Origin of the sequence: Saxibacter everestensis (assembly GCF_025787225.1) — a bacterium.
Classification (GTDB): Bacteria; Actinomycetota; Actinomycetes; order Actinomycetales; family Brevibacteriaceae; genus Saxibacter; species Saxibacter everestensis.
This window is the reverse complement of record NZ_CP090958.1, coordinates 1,419,097-1,435,534: the sequence shown is the minus strand read 5'-3', so window position 1 is coordinate 1,435,534 and position 16,438 is coordinate 1,419,097. Positions and strand designations below refer to the sequence as shown.

Annotated in this window: 14 protein-coding genes; 5 read left to right on the top strand and 9 right to left on the bottom strand. The window is 64.6% G+C overall.

Annotation, left to right across the window (positions count from 1 at the left end):
- Window positions 1–145: 145 nt before the first annotated feature.
- Window positions 146–1,570, top strand: a complete 1,425-nt coding sequence (gene glnA, locus LWF01_RS06935; RefSeq protein WP_349640305.1) for a type I glutamate--ammonia ligase — start codon at window positions 146–148, stop codon at window positions 1,568–1,570.
- Window positions 1,571–1,883: 313 nt separating this feature from the next.
- Here the strand turns inward: glnA and LWF01_RS06930 are convergent, their stop codons facing one another.
- Window positions 1,884–2,543, bottom strand: coding sequence for a formylglycine-generating enzyme family protein (locus LWF01_RS06930; protein ID WP_349640304.1), 660 nt, complete (start codon window positions 2,541–2,543; stop codon window positions 1,884–1,886).
- A gap of 165 nt (window positions 2,544–2,708) precedes the next feature.
- Between LWF01_RS06930 and LWF01_RS06925 the strand changes: the two genes are divergently transcribed.
- Complete coding sequence (locus tag LWF01_RS06925; RefSeq protein ID WP_349640303.1) at window positions 2,709–3,098, top strand: DoxX family protein; 390 nt, start codon at window positions 2,709–2,711, stop codon at window positions 3,096–3,098.
- Between the two features lie 10 nt (window positions 3,099–3,108).
- A complete protein-coding gene (locus LWF01_RS06920; protein WP_349640302.1) occupies window positions 3,109–4,524 on the top strand; it encodes a mycothione reductase in 1,416 nt (471 codons plus the stop codon).
- Between the two features lie 18 nt (window positions 4,525–4,542).
- Here the strand turns inward: LWF01_RS06920 and LWF01_RS06915 are convergent, their stop codons facing one another.
- Window positions 4,543–6,240, bottom strand: a complete 1,698-nt coding sequence (locus LWF01_RS06915) for an MFS transporter (RefSeq protein ID WP_349640301.1) — start codon at window positions 6,238–6,240, stop codon at window positions 4,543–4,545.
- Between the two features lie 109 nt (window positions 6,241–6,349).
- On the opposite strand from LWF01_RS06915, the gene LWF01_RS06910 reads away from it, so the two are divergent.
- Both LWF01_RS06910 and LWF01_RS06905 read left to right on the top strand, forming a co-directional pair.
- Complete coding sequence (locus tag LWF01_RS06910; protein WP_349640300.1) at window positions 6,350–7,558, top strand: sensor histidine kinase; 1,209 nt, start codon at window positions 6,350–6,352, stop codon at window positions 7,556–7,558.
- Complete coding sequence (locus LWF01_RS06905) at window positions 7,555–8,223, top strand: response regulator (RefSeq protein WP_432762001.1); 669 nt, start codon at window positions 7,555–7,557, stop codon at window positions 8,221–8,223. The genes LWF01_RS06910 and LWF01_RS06905 overlap by 4 nt, the downstream gene beginning before the upstream one ends.
- Window positions 8,224–8,265: 42 nt before the next feature.
- Here the strand turns inward: LWF01_RS06905 and LWF01_RS06900 are convergent, their stop codons facing one another.
- From LWF01_RS06900 to LWF01_RS06870, 7 genes are all read right to left on the bottom strand, one after another.
- Window positions 8,266–8,676, bottom strand: coding sequence for a hypothetical protein (locus tag LWF01_RS06900; RefSeq protein ID WP_349640299.1), 411 nt, complete (start codon window positions 8,674–8,676; stop codon window positions 8,266–8,268).
- Between the two features lie 112 nt (window positions 8,677–8,788).
- Entirely contained in the window at window positions 8,789–9,925 is a 1,137-nt protein-coding gene (locus LWF01_RS06895) for a hypothetical protein (RefSeq protein ID WP_349640298.1), read from the bottom strand.
- Window positions 9,925–11,052, bottom strand: coding sequence for a phosphotransferase family protein (locus LWF01_RS06890; protein WP_349640297.1), 1,128 nt, complete (start codon window positions 11,050–11,052; stop codon window positions 9,925–9,927). The genes LWF01_RS06895 and LWF01_RS06890 overlap by 1 nt, the downstream gene beginning before the upstream one ends.
- Window positions 11,049–12,866, bottom strand: coding sequence for an ABC transporter ATP-binding protein (locus tag LWF01_RS06885; protein ID WP_349640296.1), 1,818 nt, complete (start codon window positions 12,864–12,866; stop codon window positions 11,049–11,051). The genes LWF01_RS06890 and LWF01_RS06885 overlap by 4 nt, the downstream gene beginning before the upstream one ends.
- Window positions 12,863–14,017 (bottom strand): glycosyltransferase family 4 protein, encoded by a 1,155-nt coding sequence (locus tag LWF01_RS06880; protein ID WP_349640295.1) that lies wholly within the window; start codon window positions 14,015–14,017, stop codon window positions 12,863–12,865. The genes LWF01_RS06885 and LWF01_RS06880 overlap by 4 nt, the downstream gene beginning before the upstream one ends.
- The gene (locus LWF01_RS06875) at window positions 14,008–15,237 is read right to left on the bottom strand and encodes a glycosyltransferase family 4 protein (RefSeq protein ID WP_349640294.1); all 1,230 of its coding nucleotides are present in this window, start codon (window positions 15,235–15,237) and stop codon (window positions 14,008–14,010) included. The genes LWF01_RS06880 and LWF01_RS06875 overlap by 10 nt, the downstream gene beginning before the upstream one ends.
- Window positions 15,224–16,432 (bottom strand): glycosyltransferase family protein, encoded by a 1,209-nt coding sequence (locus LWF01_RS06870; RefSeq protein ID WP_349640293.1) that lies wholly within the window; start codon window positions 16,430–16,432, stop codon window positions 15,224–15,226. The genes LWF01_RS06875 and LWF01_RS06870 overlap by 14 nt, the downstream gene beginning before the upstream one ends.
- Window positions 16,433–16,438: the final 6 nt, after the last annotated feature.

Genomic DNA, 16,438 nt, shown 5'->3' with positions numbered 1-16,438 from the left:
CAACCGCCGCGCTGGGCGTGTAACCTCGTTGAAACAAAGAAGACACAGAAGAGTAACCGGGTAACTCTACGCTTGCTTCGAAGCAGCTAACGAGCATGACTAAGCGTCGTGCCGGGTCGTGATCTCAAAGAAAACAAGGAGCTCCATGTTCAAGAACGCCGACGAACTTCTCACGTTCATTGCGGAGGAGGATGTTCGTTACGTTGACATCCGATTCTGCGATCTGCCGGGCGTCGTTCAGCATTTCAACATGCCAGCAAAGGCATTCACTGCGGACGTGTTCGAGGAGGGTCTGCTCTTCGACGGTTCCTCGATTCGCGGGTTCCAGGCAATCCACGAATCCGATATGAAGCTCATCCCGGATCCTGAGACGGCCTTTGTCGATCCGTTCCGCACCGAGAAGACGGTTGTCATCAACCACTCGATCGTCGATCCCTTCACCGACGAAGCGTACTCCCGCGACCCACGCCAGGTTGCGGCCAAAGCCGAGGCCTACCTGAAGAGCACCGGCATCGCCGACACGGCCTTCTTCGGCGCCGAAGCCGAGTTCTACGTTTTCGATGACGTCCGGTTCCAGACCGCCGCCGACCACAGCTTCTACAAGCTGGACTCGATCGAGGCTGCCTGGAACTCGGGAGCCGAAGAGCCAGGCGGAAACCTCGGCTACAAGACCCGGTTCAAGGGTGGCTACTTCCCGGTACCGCCCGTCGACCACTTCGCCGACCTGCGCGATGAGATCTCGACGACCCTCGACGAACTCGGCATCGAGGTAGAGCGCGCCCACCACGAGGTGGGAACCGCGGGCCAGCAGGAGATCAACTACAAGTTCTCCACCCTGCAGCTGGCCGCGGACCAGCTGCTGCTCTTCAAGTACGTGGTCAAGAACGTGTCCTGGTACAACGGCAAGTCGGCAACTTTCATGCCGAAGCCGCTATTCGGTGACAACGGTTCAGGAATGCACTGCCACCAGTCACTGTGGAAGGACGGAAAGCCGTTGTTCTACGACGAGAACGGTTATGGCGGACTTTCCGACCTTGCCCGCTGGTACATCGGTGGCCTGATCAAGCACGCTCCGGCACTCACCGCATTCACGAATCCGACCATCAACTCCTACCGTCGCCTGGTTCCCGGCTTCGAGGCGCCGGTCAACATGGTGTACTCGGCCCGGAACCGCTCGGCCGCGATTCGGATTCCGGTGACGGGTGCGTCGCCGAAGGCGAAGCGGATCGAATACCGTGCGCCTGACCCGTCATCGAACCCGTATCTTTCCTTCGCCGCCCAGCTGATGGCCGGCCTGGACGGGATCAAGAACCGGATCGAACCGCCGGAGCCGGTCGACAAGGACCTCTACGAGTTGCCGCCCGAGGAAGCGAAGAACATCGCGACCCTGCCCGCCTCACTCGACGACGCCCTCAACGCTCTTGAGGCAGACCACGAGTTCCTGACTTACGGGGATGTCTTCACGCCCGACCTGATCGAGACCTGGATCGACTACAAGCGCACTCACGAGATCGAGCCGGTTCGGCTGCGCCCGACCCCGCATGAGTTCGAGCTGTACTACGACATCTGATCAGACGATTTCCCTCGTCTTTCAGTAGTCGCCGAAAGCGGCGGCTGACCCTGCGAAAACGCGCTTGTCGCGTCTTCCAGTGTCAGCCGCCGTTTTCGTTGATCGGGGTCGCAAGTGCGGATGACGGCCGAGTGCGCGGGCGTAGAGCGCGAACCTTATGCTAGCGGGCGGAAAAGATCGCGGGCTCGATGTCAGGCCGCGCGCGCATTCAGGGGCGTTCCTGCACGAAGCTCGCGACCCTACCAACGTCCTGACGCCGGACCTTAGCGAGCTGTCAGCGACCTAAGGCCCCAGCACCCGGCCAAACACACAGCTATCCGCGCGCAATCCGGAATCCGACGTCATCGATCCGATACGTCGGGTGGCTGCGCCGCCGCACCGAGGCGCGGCAGCTCCAATGCTCGTCGAACCAGCCGCCGCCGCGCAGCACCCGATATGTGCCGTACACCTCGGCGTCGTAGATATCCCAGCACCACTCGAAGACGTTGCCCAGCATGTCGTACATGCCCCAAGCGTTCGGCTGTTTTCCGCCGACTTCGTGCGTCCGGCCGTCCGAGTTGGCGCGATACCATGCGATCGAATCCAGGTCGCCGTATCGAGGCCCGGTCGTTCCGGCCCGGCACGCGCGTTCCCACTCGGCCTCGGTCGGCAGCCGATATCCGTTGGCTGAGGACTCCCATCTAACGTTGTCGCCGTCTATGTCATAGGCGCTCACCAGTCCGGCGCGATCTGACAGGACGTTGCAGAACCGGATCGCGTCCCACCACGAGACGCCTTCAACCGGCAGTCGATCACCAGGGTGTGCGCTCGGCCGCTCCCCGATGACGCTGGCGTACTCCGCCTGTGTGAGCGGGTTTCTTGCGATCTCGAAGTCGGAGACGTCGACGCTCCAACTGCTGCGGGTCCGTCGATCCGAGAGGGTGACCGGACCTGCGGGGATGGCGACCATCTCCGGTGAAGCAAAAGTATCCATGGCAGAGCAGAGGCTACCAGTCGGGTAGTCAGCTCGGACTGCATTTCGTAACATCGTCACGATCTCCCAGCCCCTCCGGTCCAACGAATTACCTGCGGAAGACCACCGGCGGGCCCGCAACGGCTCGTAGGCTTAGCGATAATGCACATCCACGAGAGGCGCACCATGCCTAATGCCAAATCGTTCGTACTTTCCACGTTGCTGGGATCGGCAGGGGCCATGCACTTCGTGCGGCCCGGCGGCTTCGAAGCCATCGTGCCGCCCGGTATCGGCAGTCGACGATTTTGGGTCTACTCGAGCGGTATCGCCGAACTTGGCTGCGCGGCACTCCTTGTGAATCGACGCACCAGGCGCCTGGGCGGCATCGCAAGCGCGGCGTTGCTCATCGGCGTGTTCCCGGCGAACCTTTACAGCGTCAGGAAATTCCGCGGCGAGCCCCGAATCCGCGCCCTGGCCATCGCCCGGCTTCCGCTGCAGGCACCGCTGGTCGCACTTGCCTGGCAGGTCGCCGCAGAATCACCGCCGATGCGTAAACGCTTGTTACCGGGCCGATAGTCTAGGCATCGTGACTCACTACGACCTGATCATCATCGGAACCGGCTCGGGCAACTCGGTTTTGGACCAGCGCTACGACGGGCTCAAGGTCGCCATCGTCGAGAAGGGCACCTTCGGCGGGACGTGTCTCAATGTCGGCTGCATCCCCACCAAGATGTTCGTTTACTCCGCCGAGGTGGCCGGCACGGTCCGCGACTCAGCACGGTTCGGGGTCGACGCCTCGGTGAACTCAGTGCATTGGCCTGAAATCCGGGACCGGATCTTCGGCCGGATCGACCCGATCGCCGAAGGCGGACGCAAGTACCGCGCAGAGGACAGCCCGAATGTCACTGTGTATGCGAGCCAGGCTCATTTCACCGAGCGTAAGTCGCTGGAGACCGCCGACGGACGAACGCTGAGCGCGGACAAGATCGTGATCGCCACCGGCTCCCATGTCAGCTTGCCGCCCGTCGATGGCCTGACCGACGACGTCATCGCCAATCCCGCACTGCCGGTGCACACCTCGGACACGGTGATGCGGCTCGAGAGCCTGCCCGGGAGCATGCTTGTCCTTGGTAGTGGTTACATTGCCGCCGAAATGGCGCATATCTTCTCGGCTCTCGGCACCAGGGTGACGCTTATCGCCCGTTCCGGCGTGCTGCTGAGCGCGCAGGACGGCGACATCAGCCGACGGTTCACCGAAGACGTCACCGATCGATGGGACGTGCGCTTCAACGCCTCGACCCAGAGCGTTCGGGCGACCCCGTCCGGTATCGAGCTCGACTACACAGACTTCGATGGCGAATGCGCTACCGTCGCGGCCGATGTACTGCTGGTGGCGACCGGACGACGTCCGTCGACCGACGCACTGCGGCTGGATGCCGCCGGCTATGACACCCACATCGATGGCCGGGTAGCGGTCGACCAATATCAACGGGTGCTCACCGACGGCAATCCCGTAGACGGCGTCTTCGCGCTGGGCGACGCTAGCTCTGAGTACCAGCTGAAGCATGTCGCCAACCATGAAGCCCGGGTCGTCGCCGAAAACCTGCTGGCAGCCGAGGAAGGCGAGCTGATCAGCCACGACCACCGCTTCGTTCCCTCGGCCGTTTTCTCGCACCCCCAGATAGCCTCGGTCGGGCTGACCGAGGAACAGGCCAGGCACGCGGGAATCAACTACGTCACTGTCGTCCAGGACTACGGCTCGGTCGCCTACGGCTGGGCAATGGAGGACAGCAGAAGCTTCGCGAAACTGATCGCTGACAAGTCCACAGGTCAACTCATCGGCGCGCATATCATCGGCGGATCAGCCTCGATGATCATCCAGCCGATGATCCAGGCCATGGCGTTCGGCATCCCCGCGAAGGACCTGGCGCGTGGACAGTACTGGATCCACCCGGCGCTACCCGAGGTACTTGAGAACGCCCTGCTTGAACTCCAGCTCTAGCCTCGTCCGGCGACGGCTCTAGCCTCGTCCCGCACCCCTGGGGCTCGAGCCGCCCTCCCCCGCACCGCGACCCGATCGCCGGCCGCCACTCGCCAATGTCCAGATCGTGTCGACGATCCACACGATGGTCCATATCCTGCTGGTGTGCGGCCAGATTCCTGGGTTTTCGCCGGAGCTGGACAGGATGCTGGTCGGCGGCAGGTTCCCCTGCAGAACTTCCCACGGCCAGGAGACCGCCGTGGACGCAAATACGATCTGGGCAATGACGAAGATGGCGGTATGAATCAGCCAATTACGCATATAGCTCTTTCCTCGGTTCTTTAGCTTTGGGGTCGAGTCCCTGGACGAAGTTGCGGACGGACCTTCCGTGCCAGGCTCGGTCTTCGGTCCGGAGAGTGTTTCCGCCACATGAACGGACGGTGTTTCCGCCGCGTGGCCCAGCGAAGTTTCCGCCGCCTGAACGGTCGGTGCTTCCGCCGTTGACGGCTCTGCGCCGGGCAGGTTCGCCACCATCCGGCTGCGCAGCGCGAATGGAGCGGCCACAGCTGCCGCAACCAGCACCGCCGCGCACGATAGACAGGCAAGCAACCAACCGCCAGGCAACGGATAGCTGACGCCCGCCAGCACAAGGCCCGCGGTGGCCCCGAGCAGTTCGGCGCTTTCGTAGCGGCCGAATCCCCGCCCCGGCATATCTGCCGATAGCTCCGCGATTACGCCCTGCTGGACCGGAATCGTCACCGCCCAGCAGGCGGCCGAAAGCACCCAGAGTGCAGCCAGGACGATCGGGTCGGGCGCAAGCGACAAGGCGGCGGCGAATACCGCGCTGCAGACATAGGCGACGATGAGCATTCCGCGCCGGCCATAGCGCCTCACCAACCTGTGCATCATGCCCGGCGCGGTGGTGAACACTATGAAGCCCGGCAGAAACACCATCGCGATCTCGCCGAGCTGCAACTGATGTTCGCGCTGCAGCAGGAAGAGCAGGAGCAGGCCGACCGCGGATTCGGCAAAGGCTACTCCCGCGACCAGAAGCAGAATCGGCCGCAATTTCTGGGTCAGTCCGCTTGCGCTGATCACGGCCGGAGGACCGTTGCCAGTGAGGTCGGCCAGGGTAGCTGCGCGCTCTCGTCCCGATGCCCGGCCCAGTGCGATCGCGGCAGCGAAGCAGGAGACAGCCCCGAGCGCGAAGACCGCCTGGTATCCAAGGGCGCCTGCCACCGGGATGGCGACCACAAACGCGATCCAGCTACCGCTGCCTTCCGATTCCAGCAGACGCGCGAACACGGCATGGTCGGACGCGGAACGTTCGGCAAGCGCCGAGCGAAGGCTCACCCAGAACACCGCGCCACCGATTCCTCCGAGGACCGCGGCCAGATAGGCGGGCAGCACGGACGGCGTCAGCGCATAACCGAGAAGCGATAGGCCGTACAACGCCGCACCGAATCCAGCCAGGCGAAGCCGATTGCCTCGATCGGCGGCGTGCCCGGCGATCGGGCGCGCCAATAGTGAGACCAGGGTTTCGGTTCCGGCCAGCAGTCCGACCTGGGCCGGCGAGGCACCCAGCATGCCGCCGGCGAAAAGCGGCAACATGAAGTCGAGCACCTCCATCGGTCCCTGCGTCAACGCCGCCGCGACGTTGTGTGGCGCTGCTCGACGCTCCGCCAAGGCCCTGTCGGGATCGATCTGCCCGGCGAGGGGTTTCTTCTGCTCGGTCACAGTTAGGATCCTGCCGGATGCGGTCGAGCCGATCGTCCCCGGAATGCAGGAGGACGGCTCATCACTTCGGAGGACCCCGCGCCCGTTTCGCCCCGATTAAGCTCATGTCATGAGCAGAGGCATAACCGCCGGGATATCCAGGTCCGATGCGGCAACGGCGGCCCTGTACTTCGTGTTCGTCACCCTGCTGCATCTCTCGGGTTACGCGGAAGATCTGCTCAACCTGAATCGCGGCGTTCCGCTTATGCCCTGGCTACTCGCTCTCGCGATCGGCTGCTTCGGCGTGCTGTTCCGCAGTAGCAGACTTCCGGTAATGCTGCTGGTTACCGGCACCGGCATAGCACTCGACCTGGCACTGGGGCTGAGCCTGACCAGCGTCTTCCTGATCTACGAAATGCTCTTCGCGGCAACGTTGGGCGGTGGACCTCGGTTGAGCCGTGTCGCCGAGTACACCGGTTTCGCCGGCGCGGCCGGCATGCTGGTCGGGTCATTGGTATTGAGCCAGGACTGGCGGATTTCCCTTGTTTTCGCGCTGCAGGGACTGTTGATCTTCGTGGTGCCCGTGCATTGGGCCAGCAATGTTCGTGAGCACCGGAACGTGGCGATCGCCGAACGGGCCAAGGCTGAAGCCGAACGGCTGAGCGCCGCCCGGGCGGCAGAGCTGGCCGAGCTCGATCTGCAGCTTGCGCTGACGGCCGAACGATCGCAAATGGCCCGCGATCTGCACGATGTGATCGCCGGACATCTGTCCGCGATCGCGATCCAGTCCGAGGCGGCCCTGAATCAACGCGGCGCCGAGCTGAGCCGCAGGGTAATGACGGCGGTTCGGGAGAACAGTATCGCGGCACTGGCCGAGATGCGGTCGATGATCGATCTGCTCAACGAGGAAGCACGCGGCCCCGGCGAGGACACACCGGAAAACAGCGCCGGTGACCTTGGCGCCATCGATTCGCTGCTCGCCTCTGCCGCCGCCGCAGGCCTCCGAATCAATTCGGACTTTGTACTCCATCATCTACGCGATGTGCCGAGGACGGTCAGTCTCACGGCTTACCGAATAGTCCAGGAGGCGCTGACCAACGTGATGAAGCACGCTCCGGGCTCCGACGTCTGGCTCCGGTTGACCCTTGAACGTTCCGCCCTGCAGATCATGGTCCGGAACTCGGTTTCCTCCGCGCAGCGGAATACCGAAACAGAAGGAAAGGGATTGAAGAACATGACAATCCGCGCGAACCGGCTGGGCGGGTCTCTTGCCGTCGAATCCGATCACGGGATCTGGGCTATCCATGCCGAACTCCCGTTCGACGGGGCGTTGGTGTGAGTACGATCCGTGTGCTGATCGCCGATGACCACAGTGCGATCCGAGCAGGACTTCGGATGATCCTGGAGTCGTGCGAAGATATCGAGGTCGTGGCCGAAGCCGGCGACGGTGCCACCGCGCTCCGGATGGCCGAAGCCTGCAAGCCGGACGTGATCCTGATGGACATCCGGATGCCGGGGCTCGACGGCATCGCGACAACCCGCCAACTAGTGCAGGAATCGGCCGCCCGGGTCATCATGCTGACCACTTTCGACATCGACGACTACATTTTCGCCGCGCTGAAGGCCGGTGCAGCCGGCTTCCTGCTCAAGTCGATCGAGGCACCGGCACTGATCGACGCCATACGCACCGCCCATGCCGGTGACGGCGTGCTATCCCCCGCCGTGACAAAGAAAGTTCTGCTCAGGTTTGCCAGCCTGCCGGAGGCTCCAGTGGCACCGGAGCTCCCGGCCGAGCTTTCCGGACTCACCGAACGTGAGTTCGATGTGCTGCGGTGTCTCGGGGCCGGCTTGAGCAATGTCCAGATCGCGCGCCGGCTGGTCGTGGCGGAAACAACCGTGAAAACGCATGTCTCGCGCGTGCTGTCGAAACTTCAACTGAGTTCACGGGTTCAGGTGGCGCTGTTCTGCCGGGAGCACGGAATCGACGCCGTGGAGGCAAACTGAACCACGATCGGCCTGCGGTAACCGCCGCAGGACGATCGTCGGTCAGTTGTCGTCGGCACCGCCATCGTCATCGTCAGCGCCGTCGTCGTCAGCGTCGTCATCACCGGCGCCATCGTCGTCGGATCCATCGTTTTCGTCGTGGGGCTCGACATCAGGCGCGACCTTCTGGGGTGGCGTGTCCTTCTGGGGTGGCGTGTCCTTCTGATTGCCTTCGTTGCGCTCATCGCTCAGCGACGACTCGGCCGTCGGCTTGGTGGCAGGAGTGGATGATGTGCCGCCAGGATCGGTTGGTTCGCTGGTTGGTGATTCATCGGTCACCGGGCTTCCGGGCGTGGTCGATACATTGACCGGTTCGCCGTTTGCGGCTGGCGGCGACGACGTCGCCGACAGCCACAGTCCGAGGCTGGCCAGCGACACCAGCACCAGGGCAAACACGCCGAGCATAATCTTCACTTGTCCCACCTCCGAATCAGGTCATTTTCATCCGGGCAACGACCGGCAGCATCGCAGATGACCGGTAACGACATCACCGACGGGCAGCGCCCTTTAACGACCGGCGGCAACGTCATTTACGACACAATTCCAGTATCCTGCCCACTGCAAGCCCTGCCCATCTCGGCCGATAGGCATACAGACATGCCATCCGGAGCCTCGTGGCATCCGAATACGCGACAAACCGACTCGGAGTCACATCCAGCGCGGCACATGCAGAGTCAATGGCGCGTCTGCCGATCCGCCATCTTTCGGCGCTCAACAACCCCTGTGCGTACCGAAACTCGAGATGCACCGCCAGGTTCGCAAGGTCAAGAGCGGCTTCACTCCGCGCGGTGGTGTCAAAGTCCAGCAGACCGATGGGCACCTCGCCGACCGGCCCTGGCTGTACCAGAATTTGCTTGTCGTGCAGATCCCGGTGGGCGATCACATGCTGATCAGATTCGCCGCGCAACAGTGCATCGATAATCCGCCCCGCTGCGAGGTTCAGCCGTTCGGTCGGCACCGGGAAAACGTCGAAAGCTATCGCCTTGCGCACCGCATTGTCCAGTAGCTCGGCCTCCCGGAGGGCGTCGTGCAGCGGTGGCCAAACCGCGGTCGTCAGCTTTTCCCGGCCGCCGGCGACGAACCGTGGCCACGCGTTCGCCCATTGCTCCCAGACCGCCCGCCACTGCCCAACCGACGCGTTGGACATGCCAAGCTGCAATAGCGAGGTACCCGGCAGCTCCGCATGCTCGATCCAGTCATCTGCCACACGCAGCAGGCGCGGTGCCTGGAAGCCCGTGCCTGCTGTCAGCTTCGCGGCGAGACGGGACTGATCGGCCAGTTCCTCCGCCTGGTTTCGGCGAACAACCTTGACGTACGATCCCTCGCCCCGGCGGACGACAGCCCGCTTGCCACGTCGGTGCACGATCACCTGCCCGTCGGCGGCAAATCTCGATAGTGAATTCAGCCGCGGGTCGGTGCCCGGCGGGTCGATTGCATGCGTGCCATCGGCGAAGATTCGTCCGGCAGTAATCTGCTGCACCGTCTGCCCGTCCTGCATGGCGTGAAGTTCGACGACGAGTTCGCCGGCCCGTCCCGGCCACGCCCGCTTGACTTCCCAATCCCGAAGAGCTTCATCCTTAAGCAGCAGCGGTAGCGCAGCCCCGCTGCGGGCGCGCGTCCACATGGCTGCGAGACCACGGCCGGCCCGAGTATCGGCACTCATCAGAGCAGCCCGTCGATCAGGTCGAGCCGATGCCTCAGCTGCTCATCCCAGCCGGACTCACGGTCGCGAAAGGGCTCCAGCAGGCGCAACGCCACGCCGAATGCAGTCCAGGCAGCCAGGTCGTCCATCCGGAAGCTGGTTCCTCCGCCGCCTGCCGCATAACCCTCGAGCAACCCGGCAGTCAGGAATTCCTGATCATCGAGGATGGCTGCAGCCGCGAAGCTGCCCAGGTCCATCAGCTGAGGTCCGGCCATAGCCCGGTCGAAATCGACAAACCGCACCTCGGCGTCATCGACCAGAACCTGATCCGCTGAAAAGTCCCCGTGCACCAGGCCAGTGGATTGCGGCAGCTCCGATATCCGACCAGAGATTCTGCCGAGAGAAGCGGTCGCCGCGCCCAGGCTGTCCGGCAGAATGTGCTTGATCGCCTTCAGCTGGTTGTGCAAGCGGTGCGAGAGCCGGCTTGGTTGCCGCAGGGGCAGCCAGTCGGGGGCAGCTCCGCCGTGGATGGCGGCGAGGGCGCGGCCGGCCGTTTCGGCTGTTTTGGTTTCCGGCAGATCGGCAAGGTTGGCTTTGCCCCACCAGGAGGTGGCTGTGACGCCATGATCCGCTCCGGCATAACCTGCGACGGGCGGCAGCACCCAGTCATGGCTGGCAGAGAGGTGGCTGGTGACCGCGGCGTCGGCCTGTTGGCTTGGCCTGGTCACTTTCACTGCAAGCTGACCGAACCGGCTTTCGACCCGCAGCACGGCACGGCGGTTCGGGTTGTACCTGACCAGCTGCCAGTCAGATTCGAGCCGGCGCAGCGGCCGGTGCAAGGCACGATCCGCCCGCAGCGGGCCCACCGCCGCATAGCCCGGACCGTCCGGTAGCTGCAGCACCCGGGCGCCATCGCCGAGCTTTTCCAGTTTGGCGAGCGCGTGCGGAGCATACCCCGCGATCCAGTCATCGGCGCCCCCGGCATCATGACTGAGTTTTGCCACAATTGAGGTTCCGGGCTTGTACCGGATTCTGCTCACCACGGCCGGATAGCCGACCAGCGCGCACAGTACCTCTGGATCCAGAACCGGCCGCAGCGCGGGCAGGTCCGGATCGGCGACGAGGAGTCTGCTGTCGGCGGGGTTCATGGCTGCTCGGCCATCTGACGGTGCGCCGGATCATGATCCGCCAGCCATCCCGCGAACAGCGAGCCGGGCCGCCGGGCCAGATCCTGCGGCCTACCCTGTTCCAAAACCCGGCCGCCATCGATCCAGACGACCAGGTCGCTATCGAGGGCGGTGACCGCATCGTGTGTGATGCTCAGCGTGGTGCGGGTGCTGGTGAGTTCGCTGAGGGCGGCGAGTACCTTGCCCTTTGCCAACGGATCCAGGCCACTGGTCGCCTCATCGAGGATGACGATCGGCGCATCGCGCAGCAGTGCCCTGGCAACCGCTATCCGCTGCCTCTGGCCGCCGGAAAGCGTGTCACCCCCTTCGCCGAGCACTGTGTCGTAACCGTGCTCGAGGTCCCGGATAAACCCTGCAGCCTGTGCAAGTTCGGCCGCCCGTTCGACCTGTTCGTCGTCGGCATCGAGCCGGCCGAACCGGATATTCTCCCGGACGGATTCCGCGAACAGGATCGAATCCTGCAAGATGATCGACACCTGGCCGCGCAACGAGGAAAGGGTCAGCTCCCGCACATCGGTGCCGTCGAGCCGCACGCACCCCTCGGCGGGGTCGAGCAATCGTATCGCGAGCGCTGCCAGCGTCGACTTCCCTCCGCCGGACGGCCCCACCAACGCGATCCGCTGACCCGGCCGGATATCGAGGTTCAGCCCGTCGAGTACTCGCTGCCCGTCGATGTATTCGGCGGTCACGCCCTCGAACGTCAGCCGGCCACGCACGTTCCTGGCGGCACGGGCATCCGGCCGGTCTTCGATATCCGGCGCCTCGTCCAGCAGGTCGGCTACCCGCTCGCCCGAGGCACTGGCCCGGGCAATCCGGCCGATGTACTTGGCCAGGTCGCGCATCGGCTTCATTGCCGTCTTGAGGTAGGTCATGAATATCACCAGGTCTCCCGGGGTCATCTCCCCGGTGGACACGCGCCAGCCGCCGCCGGTGAGCACGACGGCGGTGGCAATCCCGACGATCACGTCGGTGCGGCGTTCCAATGCCGCCGCCAACCGGCGGGATTTCACCCCTTCGGTCAGCGTTATGCCGTTGCTCGCGCTGAACCGTCTGGAGACTGCGTCCTCAAGTCCATATGCCTGCACGACCCGCATCGCCCCTAGGGCTTCCTGCGCGGTGGTTGCCAGCGATCCCTCGCCTTTGCGGGTCGACCGGGCTGCCGCTGTTATCGCTCCCGCGCTGCGGTGCGAGATCAGCCAGAACGACAGCGCGGCGACAAGGAGCACGACGGTCAACAGCGGGTCGAGCCAGAACATGACCGCCGACATTGCCAGTAGGGTGACAACGTTCGCGATCAGGGGCAGCCCAGCGGTGACGGCAACCTCCTGTAGCCGAGAGATATCGCCGATCAGTCGCTGCACCGTGTCGCCCCTGGACGAACGGGCGTGATATCGCATCGACAAGCCCTGCACATGCCGGAACACCCGGGCACGAAGGTCAGTTGCCACCCGGGAACCGACCAGGGCGAAAGCAACCGTTGACAGGTAGTTCGACAACGCGCGGGCTCCGGTCAGTGCCACGACCGCGAGGCCACAGGCGAGCAAAAGCGAAAGGGACGCGGCGGGCCCGGGTGCGCCGAGATCGGCGCCGAGGCTCCTCGTCACGGCATCGACGACGATCTTGACCGGCCAGGGTTCGAGGATTCGGAACAGCACTTCGGCGAAGAGCGCCGCCAGGCCGCCGCCGATCATCAGCTTCTGTCCCGATAGGTGAGGTTTGATTGCGGTCAGGGTGCGCCGTAACGCCGAGACCTTGAGCCGGCTCTTCGGCATCATCGCACCCCCTGCTCTATCGGCCGTCGGTCAGTTCGAGCCGCGGCGAGGATTCCTTCGAGCACCCGGTCCCAGTTGTGCCTGGTCACCGCGGCTTCCCTGGCGGCCGCTCCCAGTCGACGCCGGAGGCCCGGGTCGTCATCGAGCCGGGCGATCGCCTGGCCAAGTTCGGGCACCGATCGCGGATCGACCAGGAGCCCGGTGACCTCGTGCTCAATCACCTTCGGCAACTGTCCGATCGCACTGGCAACTACCGGGAGACCGGCCGCGAAGTACTCGTAAACCTTCAGCGGAGAGAAGTAGTGGGCGGTCCCGCTTTCAGTCGGCGGATACGGCGCGACGGCGACGTCGCAGCGGCGAAGCATCGAAGGCATTGCCTCCGGCATGACGGCGCCGGTGAATTCGACGTCCAGTCGCAGCGTGTCCGCCTGGCTGCGGAGATCATCCGCCATCGGCCCGTCACCCACGATCAACAGCTTCCAGTCACGACCAGTCAGCGCGGCAGCGTCGAGCAGGCGATGCACGCCGTGCCAGGGTTTCAGCGTGCCGACGAAGCCGACGGTCAGCCCGGCCGCGCACCCTCCAACTGCCGGGGTGATCCGCTCGGTGTTCACGCCGTTCGGGGCCACGATCGTGCACGCCTCAGGCACCGCTCCCCGCAGCCAGCTCTGCACCTCGGCAGAGACGCAGGCGACGACGCTCGCCGCCCGGGCCGCGCCAAGCAGGCAGCGCTCCGCGGCCGCGCGGTCGGCGAGGACCCGATGCCGAGCCTGCTCGTCGATCAGTGGGGCGTTGACCTCGAGGATCGCCGGGATACCGAGCCGACCGACGGTGAGCTCGAGCGTCCTGCTGAACAGAGAGAATCGTTCATAGACGAGATCGGTGCCGGCTGCTTCGATCAGCCCGGCAAGCTGTACCGAGCGCCGTTCGGTCTCCGACTCCCGGTCGCCGGCCGACTCCGCGCGCACGGGAAGTTCAACGATGTCCAGGTCGTCGAGGTCTGCCGGCACAGCGGAGCCGCGCCGGGTGCAGTACACGGTCACCTGGGCGCCGCGTCTCCGCCAGGCGCGGATGATTTCCTGAACGTGAACCGAGCCTCCCTTGGCTCCGAACACTGGAATGCCGGGATCGACACAAACGTAGGCTACGCGCATGTCGGCACCTCGGCTCCGACGAGAAGCCTGGCGAGCTGCCTAGCCTGGTGGCGCGAGTCGAATTCCTGCTCGATCAGGGCTCGGGCGTTCTTCGTCAAAAGGCATCGATCAGCCTCCCCCGAGGCAATCCTGCCGATCGCATCGGCCAGTGCCGCGGCGTCACCGGGCTGGATCAGGATTCCGGTCTCCCCATCCCGGATCACCTCGGGAATGCCGGTGACCCCGGTGGCAACACAGGGAACCCCACTGGCCATCGCCTCGAGCAGCACCGTGGGAAGCCCGTCGGCATTGCCATCTGAACCGTGCACGCAGGGCGCGACGAAGACGTCAGCGGTGCCAAGCAGCTCGGCAACCCGGTGCTGCGGCTGTGCACCGAGCAGCGTGATGCGACCGGACAGTCCTGCGGAGGCGATCTGCTGCCGCAGTTCGTCTTCCAGCGGGCCACCGCCGGCGATCACCGCCTCGACACCTACACCTGCTCCGGACAGTTTCTTCACCGCCCGGACCAAATCGGCGAAACCCTTCTTCTCCACGAGCCTGCCGATGGCGACGATCCGGATCGGTTCATGCAATTCTGCGGGTTCGCGGTAGGGGAACCGCTCCAGCAGCAGCCCGTTGTACACCCTGCGCACCTTGGCGGCGTCCGCACCGAACCGGGTGAGCAGATAGCTGAGGTTGAAGTCACTGATGGTGACGACGTGGTCGGCTGCGCGCAGCTTGGTGCGCAGCTCAATTTCGTCGACGCTTTCGTGGAACAGGTCCTTGGCGTGCGCCGTGAACGAGAACGGGACGCCCGCTATCATCGCTGCCAGCCTGGTAACACTCGTCGCCACGCTGGCGAAGTGGGCGTGCAGGTGGGTGATTCCACGCTCAAGAACGTGCCGGGCAAGGCAGATCGCCTGGAATGCGTTATCGGCACTTGCCGCGAACAGCTCGTCGAGGTGTGCAGCCAGCATGTCCGTGAATCCCGGCACCGCGGCTGTGCAGTCACGTACCAACTGGAAGAATGTCTCGGCCTTGTTCGGCCGATCAAGGTACGTCACTGGCGCGCGTACCTCGGCCAGCGCGGCATGAAAACGGGGATCGACCGGTGGCCGCAGCGAGAAGATCTCAAGCTCCTCGCCTGCGGCCTCACGTGCGAGCATCTCGGAGACGATGAATGTCTCGGAGAAGCGCGGGTACATTTTCAGCACATAGCCGATCCGTTCAGACTGCCGCACTTTCCGCCACCTCCCGAGCAGAATACGCACGTGCCGATGGCGGCGAGCCATCGAGTAGCTGTGCAGCAAGTTCGCCGGCGACGCGCAGCCCGGAAAGCTGCAGACCGCCGCGAAGCACCCGCTTGTCCAGGTTCCGGGCGAACCACTCGGTCAGCCGGGCCGGGCTGAGGTCCCGCTGCCGGCAGTGTTCGACCAGGCCGGCCGCGGCCAGGCCTTCGGCCCGAAGACGTTGCTCGGCCCGGACCGAAGACCGCGGCACGATCAGGGCCGGCACGTTGGTGCCCATCAGCTCGCACACCGAGTTGTAGCCACCCATCGAAACGACCGCCTTGCTGTGCCTGATCTGGCTGATCATGTCGGGCACCGTCTGCACCACGGTTGCCCGCTCTCCCGCTCGCGCCTCGACCGCTGTGCGGTCTTCGTCGGTCATCTGTGGACCGGTCACTATCAGATGCCCGACTCCCGGCGGTGGTTCGGCTTGCGCGGCCAGTTCCGCCAGCGCCCGACCGTCAGAGCCACCGCCGACCATAGACATGACGTAGCGGCCGGTCAGCAGCGGCGGACCCGCGACGTGCGCTCGTCCGGCCGCGAGGTACCCGGTGAAGTCGGCCATACCCTGCAGTTCCCCGGGGACCTCCCCGGTTGCAAATGGATTGTGGATCGCCGGATCGCCGTAGATCCAGATTCGATCGAACAGTTCCTTGATTCGCCCCGGGCCGCCGACTGCAGTCCATTCGGGCGCCACGGCCCCGGGTGAGTCCAGGATCTCACGTAGGCCGAGAACGGTTCGGCAGTTTGGCACCTCGGTGCGCAGGGCAGTTAGCGCGTTCTCGAGTTCGCCGTGCACGCCGGTTGGATGGCGGTCGACCACGAAAAGATCCGGTGAGAACCCCAGCAGAACAGCCGTGAGCAGGTCGGAACGGAGGCTGGTGAAGTTGCCCATATCCATTTCGAGCCGCCGCGGTCGGTAGCCCGCACTGCTTTTTCTGATACCGGGCAGGACGCACCAGTCCCAGCCGGCCGGAGCGGGAAACTTCGTGGCAGCTGCCTCTCCGGTGACCAGCAGTCCGCTGACGTGGACGCCGAGCAGCCCAGGCAGCGAATCGCTCAGCGCGTGGGCGAGGGCAAGGTTGCGCCGAATATGTCCAAGCCCGACCGAATCGTGCGAGAACAAAACAACCTTGAGAACCCTCATTGTCAC